Here is a 14,372-nt window from a genome sequence, read left to right as displayed (position 1 = left end):
ACCCAAAGCGGCCATAAAAAACGCCCCTAGAAAGGGGCGTTGGTCGGCAGATCGCAGCAGCTCAGCGCTTGGCCTTGAACAAGGCCAGCAGCAGCACGATGCTGAATGCGGCAAAGGCGAGGAAGGACCAGTTGGCGATCGACAGACCCAGGAAGGTCCAGTCGATGGCCGTGCAATCGCCCGAGCCACGGAAAATCATCGGCAGCGAGCGGCTGATCGGGTAGTTTTCGATCATGCCGTAGAAGTCGCGCCCGCAGGTGGCGAACTCTGGCGGGTTCCATTGCAGCCAGCTTTGGCGCGCTGCGGTGAAGGCGCCAAAGACCGAGAACAGCAGCGCCAGGCCGCCAAAGCTCTTCCACCAGCCGGCCGACGAGGGCCGCAGGCTGCCCAGCAGCGCCAGCACACCAACCGCAATCAGGCAGTAGCGCTGCACGATGCACATCGGACAGGGCTCCAGCCCCACCACGTGCTGCAAATACATGCCAAAGGCCATCATGGCCGCACAGGCCACAAAAATCAGCGCCAAGGTGCGGCGCGGTGCGTTCCAGATCCAGTTCAAGTCATGTCCTTATGCTGCCAACCCCGCCATCTTACGCGTACAGACCTGCAGGGGCCTGAAACCAGAAAACCGGCCCCGCCCAAAGGGCAGAACCGGGTCTCACAGCTTCAGGCGCAGGCGCGAGCGTCAGGGCACTAGATATTGGCTGCTTGATCGAGAAAAACTCGGGCTTGGCGTGGTGTCACCACCAGCGTCTCGCCTTCCTTGAGGCCCATGGCTTTGAACTGCTGCGCAGAAATCTGCGCCTCGATGAGTTTGTCGCTGTTCGAAGCCTCGGCACCCTGGGCTTGGTGCCCGCCAATGGCAATAAGTTCCAGACGGGCGATGGGGCCGACCACAATCGCGCGGTCGAGCTGGGCGACGATGCCGCGCTGGCGGCCATCGGCGTCTTTTTCCTGGCCGGGCGAATAGCGCTCCACATCCAGCTCATGGGGCCGCACATAAGCCAGCGCCTGGGCATTGTTGGCCGAGGCGAACTCTGGCGAATCGATCTGCACGCCCCCCTCGACCACCGTATGCCCGCCGGTGGCGCGGCCATGGAACAGGTTGACATCGCCCAGAAAGCCGTAGACAAAGGGGCTGGCCGGGCTGTCCCAGACTTCCTGCGGCGTGCCGGCCTGCTCTATCTGGCCCTTGTTGATCACGACCACGCGGTCGGCCACTTCCAGCGCTTCTTCCTGGTCATGGGTCACAAAGATGCTGGTCACATGCAGCTCATCGTGCAGGCGGCGCAGCCAGCGGCGCAGCTCCTTGCGCACCTTGGCATCGAGCGCGCCAAAGGGCTCGTCGAGCAGCAGCACCTTGGGCTCCACCGCCAGCGCGCGGGCCAGCGCAATACGCTGGCGCTGGCCGCCCGACAGCTGCGAGGGGTAGCGGTCTGCGATCCAGTCGAGCTGCACCAGCTTGAGCAGGCTCATCACCTTCTCGCGGATCTGGGCTTCGCTCGGGCGCTCCTTGCGCGGCTTGATGCGCAGGCCAAAGGCCACGTTCTCGAACACCGTCATGTGGCGAAAGAGCGCGTAGTGCTGAAAAACAAAGCCCACATTGCGGTTGCGCACATGCACATCGGTGGTGTCTTCACCGCTGAACTGGATGGTGCCCTGGTCGGCAGACTCCAGGCCCGCAATGATGCGCAGCAAGGTGGTCTTGCCGCAGCCCGAGGGGCCCAGCAGCGCGATGAGTTCACCGGATTTGATGTCCAGGTTGACGTTATTGAGCGCTTTAAAGCTGCCAAACGACTTGGAAATGTTTTGGATTTCAATGCTCATATCCGACCTCGAAAATACCGTGTTTATGCCGTGGCTGCGCTGTCATCGCGCGGCCGCTCGGGCGGCAGGCTGGCTGCCTCTTTGTGCTCTTTCTCGGCACGCCACTCGGCGATCGATTTGAGCACCAGGGTCACCAGCGCCAGCAAGGCCAGCAGCGACGCCACTGCAAAGGCTGCAGAAGACTGAAAGTCGGCATACAAAATCTCGACATGCAGCGGAATGGTATTGGTCTGGCCGCGAATGCTGCCCGAGACCACCGAGACCGCGCCAAACTCGCCCATGGCCCGCGCATTGCACAGGATGACGCCATACAACAGGCCCCATTTGATATTGGGCAGGGTCACACGCCAGAAGGTCTGCCAGCCCGATGCGCCCAGCACAATGGCCGCCTGCTCCTCGTCATTGCCTTGGGCCTGCATCAGCGGAATCAGCTCCCGGGCGATGAAGGGGAAGGTCACGAACACGGTGGCCAGCACAATACCCGGCACGGCAAAGATCACCTTGAGGTTATGGGCCTCCAGCCAGCTGCCAAACCAGCCATTGGCGCCAAACAGCAGCACATAGGTCAGGCCCGCCACCACAGGAGACACCGAGAACGGCAGGTCCACCAGCGATGTCAGCAAGGCCTTGCCCTTGAATTCGAACTTGGCAATCGCCCAGGCGGCTGCCACGCCAAATACCAGGTTCAGCGGCACCGCAATCAGCGCGGTGATCAAGGTCAGCTTGATGGCCGACCAGGCATCGGGCTCGGTGAGCGCTGCTACATAGGTGTCCCAACCCTTGCGCAGCGCCTCGACAAACACGGCCACCAGCGGCAGCAGCAAAAACAGCAGCATGAAGGTCAGTGCAATACCGGTCAGGGTCCAGCGCACCCAGCGCGGCTCGGTCACGGTGCTTTGCACTTCGGGCACATGGCGGGCCACATACTGGTAGCGCGCCAGCACTGTGCCCAGCACCACCACCACGATGGCAATCAATACGAGATACATGGTTGGCATGGTTTAAATCCCCGCACGCTTGCGCTGCCAGCTTTGCAGGCCGTTGATGAGAAGCAGCAGCACGAAGGAGATCACCAGCATCACCATCGCAATGGCGGTGGCACCGGCATAGTCATGCAGCTCCAGCTTGGCCATGATGACGAAAGGCGTGATCTGCGACTCCATCGGGATGTTGTTGGAGACGAAGATGACCGAGCCATACTCGCCCACCGCGCGGGCAAAGGCCATCGCAAAGCCGGTCAGCAAGGCGGGACCGATCGCGGGCAGGATCACCTTGTAAAAGGTTTGCCAGCGCGAGGCGCCCAGGCTGCCGGCAGCCTCTTCCAGCTCTTTTTCAAAATCTTCCAGCACCGGCTGCACCGTGCGCACCACAAACGGCAAGCCAATAAAGATCAGCGCAAACACGATACCGACGCGGTTGAACACCAGCTGGATGCCCAGCGGCGCAAAGTACTGGCCAATCCAGCCGTTGTCGGCCAGCAAGGCGGTCAGCGAGATGCCAGCGACGGCCGTGGGCAGCGCAAAAGGCAGATCGACCAGCGCATCGACGATCTTCTTGCCCGGAAACTTGTAACGCACCAGCACCCAGGCGATCAGCATGCCAAACACCAGGTTCACCAGCGCGGCGATCAGTGAGGCACCGAAGGTGACCTTGTAGGCGGCCACGGCAATGGGGGCGGAGATCGTGGTCCAGAACTGGTCCCAGGTCAGCTCAAAGGTCTTGAACAGCAAGGTCGCCAGCGGGATCAGCACAATGATGCTGAGGTAGAAAATGGTGTAGCCCAGGGTGAGCCCAAAGCCTGGCAGTACCCGTTTGGCACTCCGGCGTTTGGCACTGGGCACGGCGTTGGCCGGGGCAGTGATGGCAGCTGACATGGATTCCGATCGGCAAAAATCTACAGGAAATACGCAGTCAGCGCCCGGCTGGCGGGCGCTGCTGCTGGCTCATCACTTCTTGGGTTCGGTGAACAGCTTGTCGAAGTAGCCGCCGTCGCTGAAATGGGTCTTCTGCGCTTCACCCAGGCTGCCAAAGTACTTGCCCACGGTGAACTGCTTGATCGGCTTGAACACATCGGCGTGCTTTTTCAGCACCGCTTCGCTGCGGGGGCGGATCGCATGGTTGGCGGCGATTTCCTGGCCTTCATCGGAGTAGAGGAAGTCCAGGTAGGCCTTGGCCAGCTCGGCCGTGCCCTTTTTCTCGACCGTGCGCTCGACCACGGCAACCGGGTTTTCAGCGGTGATGCTCACCGATGGGTAGACCGGATCGACCTTGCCCTTGCCAAATTCGCGGTCAATGGAGACCACTTCGGATTCAAAGGTGATCAGCACATCGCCCACATTGCGCTGCAGGAAGGCGGCCGTCGCATCGCGCCCACCCTTGGCCAGCACCGGCACGTTCTTGTAGAGCTTGCTGATGTAGGCTTGCGCATCGGCGTCCGACCCACCCTTTTCACGGGCCTGGCCCCAGGCGGCCAGATAGGCGTAGCGGCCATTGCCACCCAGCTTGGGGTTCACGACCACCACCTGCACACCAGGCTTGATCAGGTCATCCCAGTCCTTGATGCCCTTGGGGTTGCCGTTGCGCACCAGAAACAGCATGGTCGAGGTGGTGGGCGATGCGTCGTTGGGAAACTTCTTGGCCCAGTCCTTCGCAACCACGCCCTTTTCGGCGAGGAACTCCACGTCGGTCGTGGTGTTGAAGGTCACCACATCGGCGGCCAGGCCTTCGGACACGGCACGCGCCTGAGCGCTGGAGCCACCATGGGACTGGTCGACCTTGATGTCGACACCCTTGGTCTTCTTGTAATGGGCGATAAAGGCCGTGTTGTAGTCCTTGTAGAACTCGCGGGCCACATCATACGAGACATTGAGCAGCTGGTTTTGTGCCAGCACCGAACCACTGGCCACCACCGCTGCGGCAACCACCAAAGATTTCAATCCACCCAGTTTCATGTTCTGCTACCCGTTTGTATGAAGTGATGTAGCAAATTGTGGACTTTTGTACTTAAAACTCAAACGAATATATTTTTGTTAATTTATGGTGTTTTGAGAATATAGAAAAAGCGCGGCATCACAGGCCCAGAATGATGACGAGCACGCCCTTGTCAACCTTGATATCGCGCACCGCCATGCGCGCAACGCGCTGGCGCGTGTCCGATGCATTGAGCGTGTAGATCGGTTGCTGGGCCAGGTACGAGGCCATGGCGGCCTCCAGCGCCACCTGCGCCATCGCCGTGCGCCGCTCATCCAGGCCCTGCACCACCAGCTTGTCCATCAGCGGCTGGTCCAGAAAGATCGCGCCGCGCTCGGCGTCATAGCGCAAGGAGGAAGACACATCGATCTGCGCGCCCAGCAGCTGGCTGCCGCTCGTGTTGGTGGTGACGGTCATGTTCAGCCCGAAGTCGACCCGCTCGCTGTCCTCATTCAAATGCACCCGGGGCTGCGCCATGGTGACGGAGACCAGCGGGTAGCGCTGGGTCAGCGGCAGGCGCTCGGCGAGCTTTTGCTCAAGCTGCGCCTGGCTGATGCGGATTTCATAGGTCTTGCCCGCCAGGTACCAGATGGCAGCGGCGCCCACCAAGGCCAGCAGCGCCAGCAGTGACCATGCAAATTTTTTTCCCATGCCTGCACAACTCCTCTTGCTACAACCTTGCCTATTCCACCCGCCAGCTCGGCAGCCGCCAGTGCCGCCACAGCGCAATCGCGCGCAGGCCGGCGGTGACGAACACGCAGCCGAGCATCGGCGCCATCTCGGGCACGGGCGAGCTGCGCAGCAGCAGATCCACCCAGCCGCCGACAAAAGCGCAGACCGCATAGGGCTGGTGGTCACGGAAAGCCTGCGGGATCTCGCCGCACATCACATCGCGCAACACCCCGCCAAACACCCCGGTGATCACGCCCATCATCACGCAAATGAGCGCGGGCAGCCCTTGCTCGGCGGCCATGTCCACACCCACCGCGGCAAACAGGCCCAGACCCAGCATATCGGGCCAGAGCATGGCGCGCTCGGTCAGCGCAAAATGGCGCTGCCGCAAAAAAATGATGGCCAGCAGGCTGATGCCCAGGATCACCCAGACAAAGGTCTCCTGCCGCACCCAGAAAAAAGGCCGCTGGTCCAGCAGCAGATCGCGCAAGGTGCCGCCGCCAAACGCGGCCACAAAGGCCACCACGCAGACGCCGACCACATCGAGCTTCTTGTGCGCCGCCTTGATCACCCCGGACAGCGCAAACGCAATCGTCGCGGCGATCTCCAGCACCTGGCGCGCAGTGTCGATGATGTGCGGTGTGTCCATGGCCATGGGCAACAAGGTAAGAGGCGGGGCGCGGCCAGATGCGCGCCCCACCGGTGGAAGGTCAGGCAGCTTGCATATTGCTGATCATCTCATCGCCAAAGCGCGAGGTGCTGACCTGCGTGGCGCCATCCATCAGCCGCGCAAAGTCATAGGTCACGCGCTTGGAGGCAATGGTGGCCTCCATCGCGGCAATGATCAGGTCCGCCGCTTCGCTCCAGCCGATATGGCGCAGCATCATCTCGGCCGACAGGATCAGCGAGCCGGGGTTGACATAGTCCTTGCCCGCATACTTGGGCGCCGTGCCATGCGTGGCCTCGAACACCGCGACCCGGTCCGACAGATTGGCACCCGGCGCAATGCCGATGCCGCCCACCTGCGCGGCCACCGCATCCGAGATGTAGTCGCCGTTCAAGTTGAGGGTGGCAATCACCGAGTAATCGGCCGGGCGCAGCAGCACCTGCTGCAAGAAGGCATCGGCAATCACATCCTTGATGATGATCTCGGAGCCATCCTTGGGGCTTTTGAGGCGCATCCAGGGGCCGCCGTCGATGACCTCGGCGCCGAATTCCTTCTTGGCCAGCGCATAGCCCCAGTCACGGAACGCGCCTTCGGTGAACTTCATGATGTTGCCCTTGTGCACCAAGGTCACGCTGGGCTTGTCATGGTCGATCGCGTACTGGATGGCCTGGCGCACCAGGCGCTCGGTGCCTTCGCGCGAGACGGGCTTGATGCCGATGCCCGAGCTTTGCGGAAAGCGGATCTTCTGCGAACCAATTTCTTGCTGCAAAAAGGCAATCAGCTTGACGGCCAGGTCCGAGCCTGCGGCAAACTCGATACCGGCATAGATGTCTTCGGAGTTCTCGCGGAAGATCACCATATGCGTCTTATGGGGCTCGCGCACCGGCGAAGGCACGCCTTCAAAGTAGCGCACCGGCCGCAGGCAGACATACAGGTCCAGCGTTTGGCGCAGGGTGACGTTGAGCGAGCGGATGCCGCCGCCCACCGGCGTATTCAATGGTCCCTTGATGGCAACCAGGTACTGGCCGATGGCATCCATGGTTTCCTGGGGCAGGCTTTGGCCCTCGCCATACAGGCCAACTGCCTTGTCACCGGCAAACACTTCCATCCAGGCAATGCGGCGGGCCTCGCCATAGGCCTGGGCCACCGCTGCATCCACCACCTTGCGCATCACCGGCGTGATGTCGCAGCCCACGCCATCACCTTCGATAAAGGGGATGATGGGCTGGTCGGGCACGCACAGGCTGTGGTCTGCATTGGCCGTGATGGCCTGTCCGCCCTCGGGCTGCTGGATATGTTGAGCACGCATTGTCACAAATCTCCCAATCTGATTCTTCGCCCAGCCCCACACCAGGCACCAGGCGCATGTGTTACCGCCAACGATTCTATCGACAAATACCGGCCGGGCCCGGCTGCACAAACTGTGACATCTGAACCCGGCACCGGGCATGGCACAGCGGGCGTGCAGCAAGGCTGGCATGGTGTATAAAACCGGCTATGGCGCGCTGCGCCGCCACGGCACATCTCGTGCACCCTGCTTTGTGAGAGTCCTGACCACCATGTTCCCCACCCCCTTGGCCATCCGTTCTTCCCGCCTCGCTCAGCGCTGCCTTGCCGCATCGGCCCTGGCCTGCGCACTGGCTGCGGCCTTGCCGGCTGCGGCGCAGCAGGCGGCGCCCACCGGGGAGCCCCAGATGCAGCTGGCCCGCACCGAGCTGACCGCCGGCATGCACCGCATCCATGCGCAGGTGGCGCAGACGGCACGCGAGAAGGAAATCGGCCTGATGTTCCGCAAGGAGATGCCGGCCAACGAAGGCATGCTCTTTGTGTTTGACCGCCCCGGCACCCAGTGCTTCTGGATGAAGAACACCATCCTGCCGCTGACCGCCGCCTTTGTCAGTGACGACGGCACCATCGTCAACCTGGCCGATATGCAGCCGATGACGGAAGACTCGCACTGCTCGAGCAAGCCGGTGCGCTATGTGCTGGAGATGAACCAGGGCTGGTTCAAGCAAAAGGGCATTGCGCCCGGCACCAAGCTGCGCGGCCGCCCTTTTAGCGCAAACTGACCATCCCCTGCAGTAGTCACCAACAGGCAGGCCCAGCGCAGGGCTTGCCTCTATGATGGTCCGCAGAACAACCCTGTGGAGACAAGACCATGGCTGCAACTGCGCGCTACCCCCTGCCCGATCTCAAGAGCCTGCCCCAAGACATCCAGGCCCGCATCGCCCAGGTGCAGGAGAAGGCCGGCTTCATCCCCAATGTGTTTTTGGCCTTTGCGCGCCGCCCGGCGGAATGGCGCGCCTTCTTTGCCTACCACGATGCGCTGATGGAGCGCGAGGAAAGCAGCCTGAGCAAGGCCGAGCGCGAGATGATCGTCACCGTCACCAGCGCGCACAACGAGTGCCTGTACTGCGTGGTCGCGCATGGCGCGCTGGTGCGCATCTACGACAAGGCCCCGATGCTGGCCGACCAGTTGGCCGTCAACTACCGCAAGGCGAATATCTCGGCTCGCCAGCGCGCGATGCTGGATTTTGCGATGAAGGTCTGCACCCGCTCGCAGGAGATTGACGAGGCGGACTTCAGCGCCCTGCACACCCATGGCTTTGATGACGAAGACATCTGGGACATTGCGGCCATCACCGCCTTCTTTGGCCTGAGCAACCGCATGGCCAGCTTTGCCGGCATGCAGCCCAATGACGAGTTCTATCTGATGGGCCGCATTCCCCGCAGCAAGGCCTGAGGCGGCAAAAGAATGGATCAAGGACAAGAAGACTGCCTGCTGATCAGCGAGAGCGACCTGCACCTCTTGGCGCTGCAGGTATTGCAGCACCTGGGCTTGAGCGCAGACCATGCCCAGGCCATCGCCCGCATCGTGGTCGCAGGCCAGCGCGATGCCTGCCAAAGCCATGGCGCCTACCGCATCCTGAGCGCGGCCCACACCATCCGCACCGGCCTGGTGGACCTGCAAGCCCCTCCTCTGCTGCAGCCCACGCAAGGCGCGATTACCCGGGTCGATGCCCAGCGCGGCTTCTCGCCCTGGGCGCTGGAAGTGGGCCTGCCGCCCTTGGTGGCTGCCACGCGCAAGCTGGGCATGGGCGCCTTGGTGATCAACCACTGCTGCCACTTCACGGCGCTGTGGCCGGAGGTGGAGATGCTCACCGACCAAGGCCTGGCCGCGCTGGTGATGACACCCAGCCATGCCTGGGTCGCCCCGGCCGGCGGCAGCAAAGGGGTGTTTGGCACCAACCCGATTGCCTTTGGCTGGCCCCGGCCGGGCCCCTACCCCTATGTATTTGACTTCGCCACTAGCGCCATTGCGCGCGGCGATCTGGACCTGCACCGCCGCGCCGGCACCCCGCTGCCCGAAGGCGTGGGCATCGATGCGCAGGGCCAGCCATCGACCGACCCGGCCGCCGTAGCCCAGGGCGCGATGCGCACCTTTGGCGGCCACAAGGGCTCGGCCCTGGCCACCATGGTCGAGTTGATGGCCGGCATGCTGATTGGAGATCTGGGCAGCCAGGAATCGATGGCGCTGGACGCCGGTGCCGGCGGCATGCCCTGCCATGGCCACCTGGTGCTGGCTTTTGACCCTGAACGCTTTGCTGGCGAAGACTGGCCCGGCCACCAGGCGCGTGCCGAGGCCCTGTTTGCCGCGATCAAAGGCCAGGGGGCACGCCTGCCCTCCGAGCGGCGCTATGCCGCGCGGGCTTTGAGTGCGCAGCAAGGCATCCGCCTGCCACGCCAACTGCACGCCGAGATCCTGGCCTTGTTGAACTGATGCACAGCAAACAGCCGCCCATCTTGGCGGCTGCAATCTGCGAAGCATGTGGCCGGACTAGCGCGCGATGCGCTTGGCAATCTCGGCGACCAGCTGCTCGCCCAAGACTGCCTTGCTGGCATGGGGCAGCTCCTTATGGCCTTGCGCATCCACCAACAGCAAGGCGTTATCGTCCTTGCCAAAGGTGGCGGGGCCAATATTGCCGACCAAGAGCGGAATCTGCTTGCGCAGTCGCTTGGCCTCTGCATTAGCCAACAGGTTTTCGCTCTCAGCGGCAAAACCCACGCAGTACAGAGCACCGCTTTTGGCGCGAGGCAGCTGCGCGACCGTGGCCAGAATGTCCGGATTCTCGACAAAGGCCAGTTGCGGCACCTCGCCACTGCCGTCTTTCTTGATCTTCTGATCCGCCGCGCGGGCTGGGCGCCAGTCGGCCACCGCAGCGGTGGCGACAAACACATCGGCGCCTTCAACGCTGGCCAGCACCGCCTGCAGCATGTCTTGCGCCGATTGCACATCAATGCGGCGCACGCCACGCGGCGTGGGCACATGCACGGGGCCGGCTACCAGCGTGACCTCGGCGCCAGCCGCCTGCGCCGCACGCGCAATCGCAAAGCCCATCTTGCCGCTCGAGAGGTTGGTGATGCCCCGCACTGGGTCAATCGCTTCAAACGTGGGGCCGGCGGTGATCAGCAGTTTTTTGCCTGCCAGCGCCTTGGCACTGAAAAAATACTGCAGCTCTTCCTCAATCTCGGCGGCCTCCAGCATGCGGCCGTCGCCAGTCTCGCCGCAGGCTTGGTCGCCATTGCCCACGCCCAGCACCACGGCACCATCGGCCTGCACCTGGCGCAGGTTGCGTTGCGTCGCAGGGTGGGCCCACATCTCGCGGTTCATCGCGGGGGCCAGGATCAAGGGCACGGTATCAATGGGCCGCGCCAGGCACAACAGGCTCACCAGCTCATCGGCGCGGCCTTGCACCAGGCGGGCGATAAAGTCGGCGCTGCAAGGCGCCACGACAATCGCATCGGCCTCGCGGCTCAGGTTGATGTGCGGCATGTTGTTGTGCTCGCGCGCATCCCACTGTGAGGTATAGACTGGGCGGTTGGAGAGCGCCTGCATGGTGACGGGCGTCATGAACTGGGTGGCCGACTCGGTCATGACCACCTGCACGGTCGCGCCCGCCTTGGTCAATCGGCGGCACAGCTCGGCAGACTTGAATGCGGCAACGCCACCCGACATGCCGAGGACAATATGTTTTCCATGGAGCTGGTTCATGCCCGCCAATGTAGCAGAGGCACAGCGCGGCCGCTGCACTGCAGCAGACAAGAGAGCAGTGGCAGAGCGGCTATGTTGGCGGCGGTTGCTGCGCCGCAAACCCGTGGCCGTTGAAGCCCATTTACCGCAGCTGTCCGCACAGGCGGGCATACGCCTTTATAATCAGAATTTCCCACCTCCCTAAAAGACATGACCAAATTTGTCTTCGTTACTGGCGGTGTGGTGTCTTCCCTGGGCAAGGGAATCGCCTCAGCCTCCCTTGCAGCGATTTTGGAATCGCGCGGACTCAAAGTCACCCTGATCAAGCTGGATCCCTACATCAACGTGGATCCGGGCACCATGTCCCCCTTCCAGCACGGCGAAGTGTTTGTGACGGACGATGGCGCCGAGACCGACCTGGACCTGGGCCACTATGAGCGTTTCATCGAAACGCGCATGCGCCAGACCAACAACTTCACGACCGGCCGTATCTACCAAAGCGTTCTTGAAAAAGAGCGCCGTGGTGATTACCTGGGCAAGACCGTGCAGGTCATCCCGCACATCACCAACGAGATCCAGGAATACGTCAAGCGCGGCGCCGGCATCGGCACCGACCACGCAGTCGATGTCGCCATCTGCGAAATCGGCGGCACGGTCGGCGATATCGAGTCGCTGCCCTTCCTGGAAGCGGTGCGCCAGCTGTCGCTCAAGCTCGGCCCGAACAACTCGGCCTTTGTGCACCTGACCTACCTGCCCTACATTGCAGCGGCCGGCGAGCTCAAGACCAAGCCCACCCAGCACACGGTGCAAAAGCTGCGCGAAATCGGTATCCAGCCCGATGCGCTGCTGTGCCGCGCCCAGCATGCCGTCCCTGAGGAAGAGCGTGACAAGATCTCCTTGTTCACCAACGTCCAGTCCTGGGGCGTCATCAGCATGTGGGATGTGGACACCATCTACAAGGTGCCCCGCATGCTGCACGAGCAGGGCCTCGATGGCCTCATCTGCGACAAGCTGCGCCTGAACACGCCACCGGCCAACCTCAAGCGCTGGGATGACCTGGTCTACGAGACCGAGCACCCCAAGGGCGAAGTGGCCATCGCGATGGTGGGCAAGTATGTCGAGCTGTCGGACGCCTACAAGTCCGTCAACGAAGCGCTCAAGCACGCTGGCATGCAAAACCATGTGCGCGTCAAGATCACGCACGTGGATTCGGAAACCATCCACGACAGCGATGCGGCCGAGCTGCTCAAGAGCTATGACGGCATCCTGGTGCCCGGCGGCTTTGGCTCGCGCGGTGTCGAAGGCAAGATCTCGACGGCCAAGTTTGCCCGCGAAGGCAAGGTGCCCTACCTGGGTATCTGCCTGGGCATGCAGGTCGCGACCATCGAATACGCCCGCCATGTGGCGGGCCTGGACAACGCCAACTCCACCGAGTTCGACCGCCAGACCCCCCACCCTGTGATCGCGCTGATCACCGAGTGGAAGGATGCCGACGGCACCATCAAGACCCGCGACGAGAACTCGGACCTGGGTGGCACGATGCGCCTGGGCGCGCAATCGTCCGATGTGCAAAAGGACTCGCTGGCCCACAGCATCTATGGCGATGTAGTGACCGAGCGCCACCGCCACCGCTACGAGGCCAACACCCAGTACCTGGACCAGCTGCGCAAGGCGGGCCTGGTGATCTCGGCGCTGACCCAGCGCGAGCACCTGACCGAGATTGTCGAGCTGCCCAAGGCGGTGCACCCCTGGTTCATCGGTGTGCAGTTCCACCCCGAGTTCAAGTCCACCCCCTGGGCCGGCCATCCGCTGTTCAATGCCTTCATCAAGGCGGCAGTCGATCGCAAGAAGCAGGCAGCCAAGTAAAATTGCGGCCACGCTGCGGCACACACAGAAGCCATGACAAACAAAGCATCCACCAACGCTGCGTTTTTCATGGCGTCTTTGCTCTCACCCCATCCTTAAGGAACACCGTCCATGCAATTGTGCGGATTTGATATCGGGCTTGATAAACCGTTTTTCCTGATCGCCGGCCCCTGCGTGGTCGAGTCCGAGCAGCTGCAGATGGATGTGGCCGGACAGCTCAAGGAAATGACGTCCAGCCTGGGCATCCCCTTTATCTTCAAGAGCAGCTTTGACAAGGCCAACCGCAGCTCGGGCACGAGCTTTCGCGGCCCCGGCATGGAAAAGGGCCTGGAGATTCTGGCCAAGGTGAAAAAAGAGCTGAATGTGCCCATCCTCACCGATGTGCACACCGAAGCCGAAGTGCCCTACGTGGCCAGCATCGTCGATGTGCTGCAGACGCCGGCCTTCCTGTGCCGCCAGACCGACTTCATCCGTGCGGTCGCCCAATCGGGCAAGCCGGTCAATATCAAGAAGGGCCAGTTTCTGGCGCCCCATGACATGAAGAATGTCATCGACAAGGCCCGCGCTGCCGCCAAGGAAGTGGGCCTGCCCGAAGACAGCTTCATGGCCTGCGAGCGCGGTGCCAGCTTTGGCTACAACAACCTGGTGAGCGACATGCGCTCGCTCGCCATCATGCGCGAAACCAATGCGCCCGTGGTGTTTGACGCCACGCACAGCGTGCAGCTGCCCGGCGGCAATGGCACGTCGAGTGGCGGCATGCGCGAGATGGTGCCCGTGCTGGCCCGTGCAGCGATTGCCGTGGGCGTCGCTGGCGTGTTCATGGAAACCCATCCCGACCCCTGCAACGCCCTGAGCGATGGCCCCAATGCCGTGCCGCTCAAGCACATGAAGGCCTTGCTCGAAACCATGGTGGCGCTGGACAGCATCACCAAGAAGAACGGTTTCCTGGAAAACAATTTTGGAGCTTAAATGCCAAGCGCATACATCATTGCATCGGTCACCGTCACCAACCCCGAGCAGTACGAGGAGTACCGCAAGTACAGCACCATCGCCATGCAAACCTATGGCGCCGAGGTCTGTGTGCGCGGCGGCAAGGTCGAGGTGATCGAGGGCGACTGGAACCCTGGCCGCACCGTGATCCTGAAGTTCAAGGACAGCGAGCAAGCCCGCCGTTTTTACGACTCCCCCGAATACAGCAAGGCGCGCGAGGCACGTGCCGGCGCTGCCATCATGCGCATGGTGCTGGTCGAAGGCGTTTAAGCGCTGCATCGCCCTGCCAAACCCCTTGATTCCGTGCAGTTGCAGTCCACCCGTTTGCAGCGCACCAACCCTTTTCTC

At 62.4% G+C, this 14,372-nt stretch carries 15 protein-coding genes; 6 read left to right on the top strand and 9 right to left on the bottom strand.

Annotated features, from left to right (window positions below; all coding sequences use genetic code 11):
* Positions 1-61: 61 nt before the first annotated feature.
* From WH265_RS11540 to icd, 8 genes are all read right to left on the bottom strand, one after another.
* A complete protein-coding gene (locus WH265_RS11540; protein WP_021028232.1) occupies positions 62-559 on the bottom strand; it encodes a disulfide bond formation protein B in 498 nt (165 codons plus the stop codon).
* Positions 560-693: 134 nt separating this feature from the next.
* Positions 694-1,827 carry a sulfate/molybdate ABC transporter ATP-binding protein gene (locus tag WH265_RS11535; protein WP_021028233.1) on the bottom strand — a complete coding sequence of 378 codons (1,134 nt, stop codon included), beginning with the start codon at positions 1,825-1,827 and terminating at the stop codon, positions 694-696.
* A gap of 23 nt (positions 1,828-1,850) precedes the next feature.
* On the bottom strand, positions 1,851-2,816 hold the full coding sequence (gene cysW, locus WH265_RS11530; protein ID WP_312988335.1) for a sulfate ABC transporter permease subunit CysW: 966 nt from the start codon (positions 2,814-2,816) through the stop codon (positions 1,851-1,853).
* Between the two features lie 12 nt (positions 2,817-2,828).
* Positions 2,829-3,701 carry a sulfate ABC transporter permease subunit CysT gene (cysT, locus tag WH265_RS11525; RefSeq protein ID WP_021028234.1) on the bottom strand — a complete coding sequence of 291 codons (873 nt, stop codon included), beginning with the start codon at positions 3,699-3,701 and terminating at the stop codon, positions 2,829-2,831.
* Between the two features lie 72 nt (positions 3,702-3,773).
* Positions 3,774-4,778, bottom strand: a complete 1,005-nt coding sequence (locus WH265_RS11520) for a sulfate ABC transporter substrate-binding protein (RefSeq protein ID WP_021028235.1) — start codon at positions 4,776-4,778, stop codon at positions 3,774-3,776.
* Positions 4,779-4,896: 118 nt separating this feature from the next.
* A complete protein-coding gene (locus WH265_RS11515; protein ID WP_339537930.1) occupies positions 4,897-5,448 on the bottom strand; it encodes a DUF1439 domain-containing protein in 552 nt (183 codons plus the stop codon).
* A 31-nt stretch (positions 5,449-5,479) separates the two neighbouring features.
* On the bottom strand, positions 5,480-6,118 hold the full coding sequence (locus WH265_RS11510) for a trimeric intracellular cation channel family protein (protein ID WP_312988337.1): 639 nt from the start codon (positions 6,116-6,118) through the stop codon (positions 5,480-5,482).
* Positions 6,119-6,179: 61 nt separating this feature from the next.
* Positions 6,180-7,445: an NADP-dependent isocitrate dehydrogenase gene (icd, locus tag WH265_RS11505; protein ID WP_339558359.1), complete on the bottom strand. Its 1,266-nt coding sequence runs from the start codon at positions 7,443-7,445 to the stop codon at positions 6,180-6,182.
* Positions 7,446-7,695: 250 nt separating this feature from the next.
* Here icd and WH265_RS11500 point away from each other — a divergent pair, with 250 nt between their 5' ends.
* The 3 genes from WH265_RS11500 to WH265_RS11490 all read left to right on the top strand — a co-directional run bounded on the left by WH265_RS11500 (position 7,696) and on the right by WH265_RS11490 (position 9,917).
* Positions 7,696-8,205 carry a DUF192 domain-containing protein gene (locus tag WH265_RS11500; protein ID WP_021028239.1) on the top strand — a complete coding sequence of 170 codons (510 nt, stop codon included), beginning with the start codon at positions 7,696-7,698 and terminating at the stop codon, positions 8,203-8,205.
* A gap of 89 nt (positions 8,206-8,294) precedes the next feature.
* Complete coding sequence (locus WH265_RS11495) at positions 8,295-8,879, top strand: peroxidase-related enzyme (RefSeq protein WP_339558358.1); 585 nt, start codon at positions 8,295-8,297, stop codon at positions 8,877-8,879.
* 12 nt (positions 8,880-8,891) lie between these two features.
* Positions 8,892-9,917, top strand: coding sequence for an Ldh family oxidoreductase (locus WH265_RS11490; protein WP_339558357.1), 1,026 nt, complete (start codon positions 8,892-8,894; stop codon positions 9,915-9,917).
* A 57-nt stretch (positions 9,918-9,974) separates the two neighbouring features.
* Here WH265_RS11490 and coaBC read toward each other — a convergent pair whose 3' ends face one another.
* Positions 9,975-11,189, bottom strand: coding sequence for a bifunctional phosphopantothenoylcysteine decarboxylase/phosphopantothenate--cysteine ligase CoaBC (gene coaBC, locus WH265_RS11485; protein WP_339558356.1), 1,215 nt, complete (start codon positions 11,187-11,189; stop codon positions 9,975-9,977).
* Between the two features lie 189 nt (positions 11,190-11,378).
* Between coaBC and WH265_RS11480 the strand changes: the two genes are divergently transcribed.
* From WH265_RS11480 to WH265_RS11470, 3 genes are all read left to right on the top strand, one after another.
* Positions 11,379-13,034 (top strand): CTP synthase, encoded by a 1,656-nt coding sequence (locus WH265_RS11480; RefSeq protein WP_021028242.1) that lies wholly within the window; start codon positions 11,379-11,381, stop codon positions 13,032-13,034.
* 111 nt (positions 13,035-13,145) lie between these two features.
* Positions 13,146-14,003 carry a 3-deoxy-8-phosphooctulonate synthase gene (gene kdsA, locus WH265_RS11475; RefSeq protein ID WP_021028243.1) on the top strand — a complete coding sequence of 286 codons (858 nt, stop codon included), beginning with the start codon at positions 13,146-13,148 and terminating at the stop codon, positions 14,001-14,003.
* Complete coding sequence (locus WH265_RS11470; protein ID WP_021028244.1) at positions 14,004-14,294, top strand: DUF1330 domain-containing protein; 291 nt, start codon at positions 14,004-14,006, stop codon at positions 14,292-14,294.
* Positions 14,295-14,372: the final 78 nt, after the last annotated feature.

It is taken from the genome of Comamonas sp. MYb396, from assembly GCF_037479555.1.
In the GTDB taxonomy this organism is placed as follows: Bacteria; Pseudomonadota; Gammaproteobacteria; order Burkholderiales; family Burkholderiaceae_C; genus Comamonas.
Note: the sequence above shows the minus strand (reverse complement) of the source record. Positions and strands in the feature narration are given on the sequence as shown.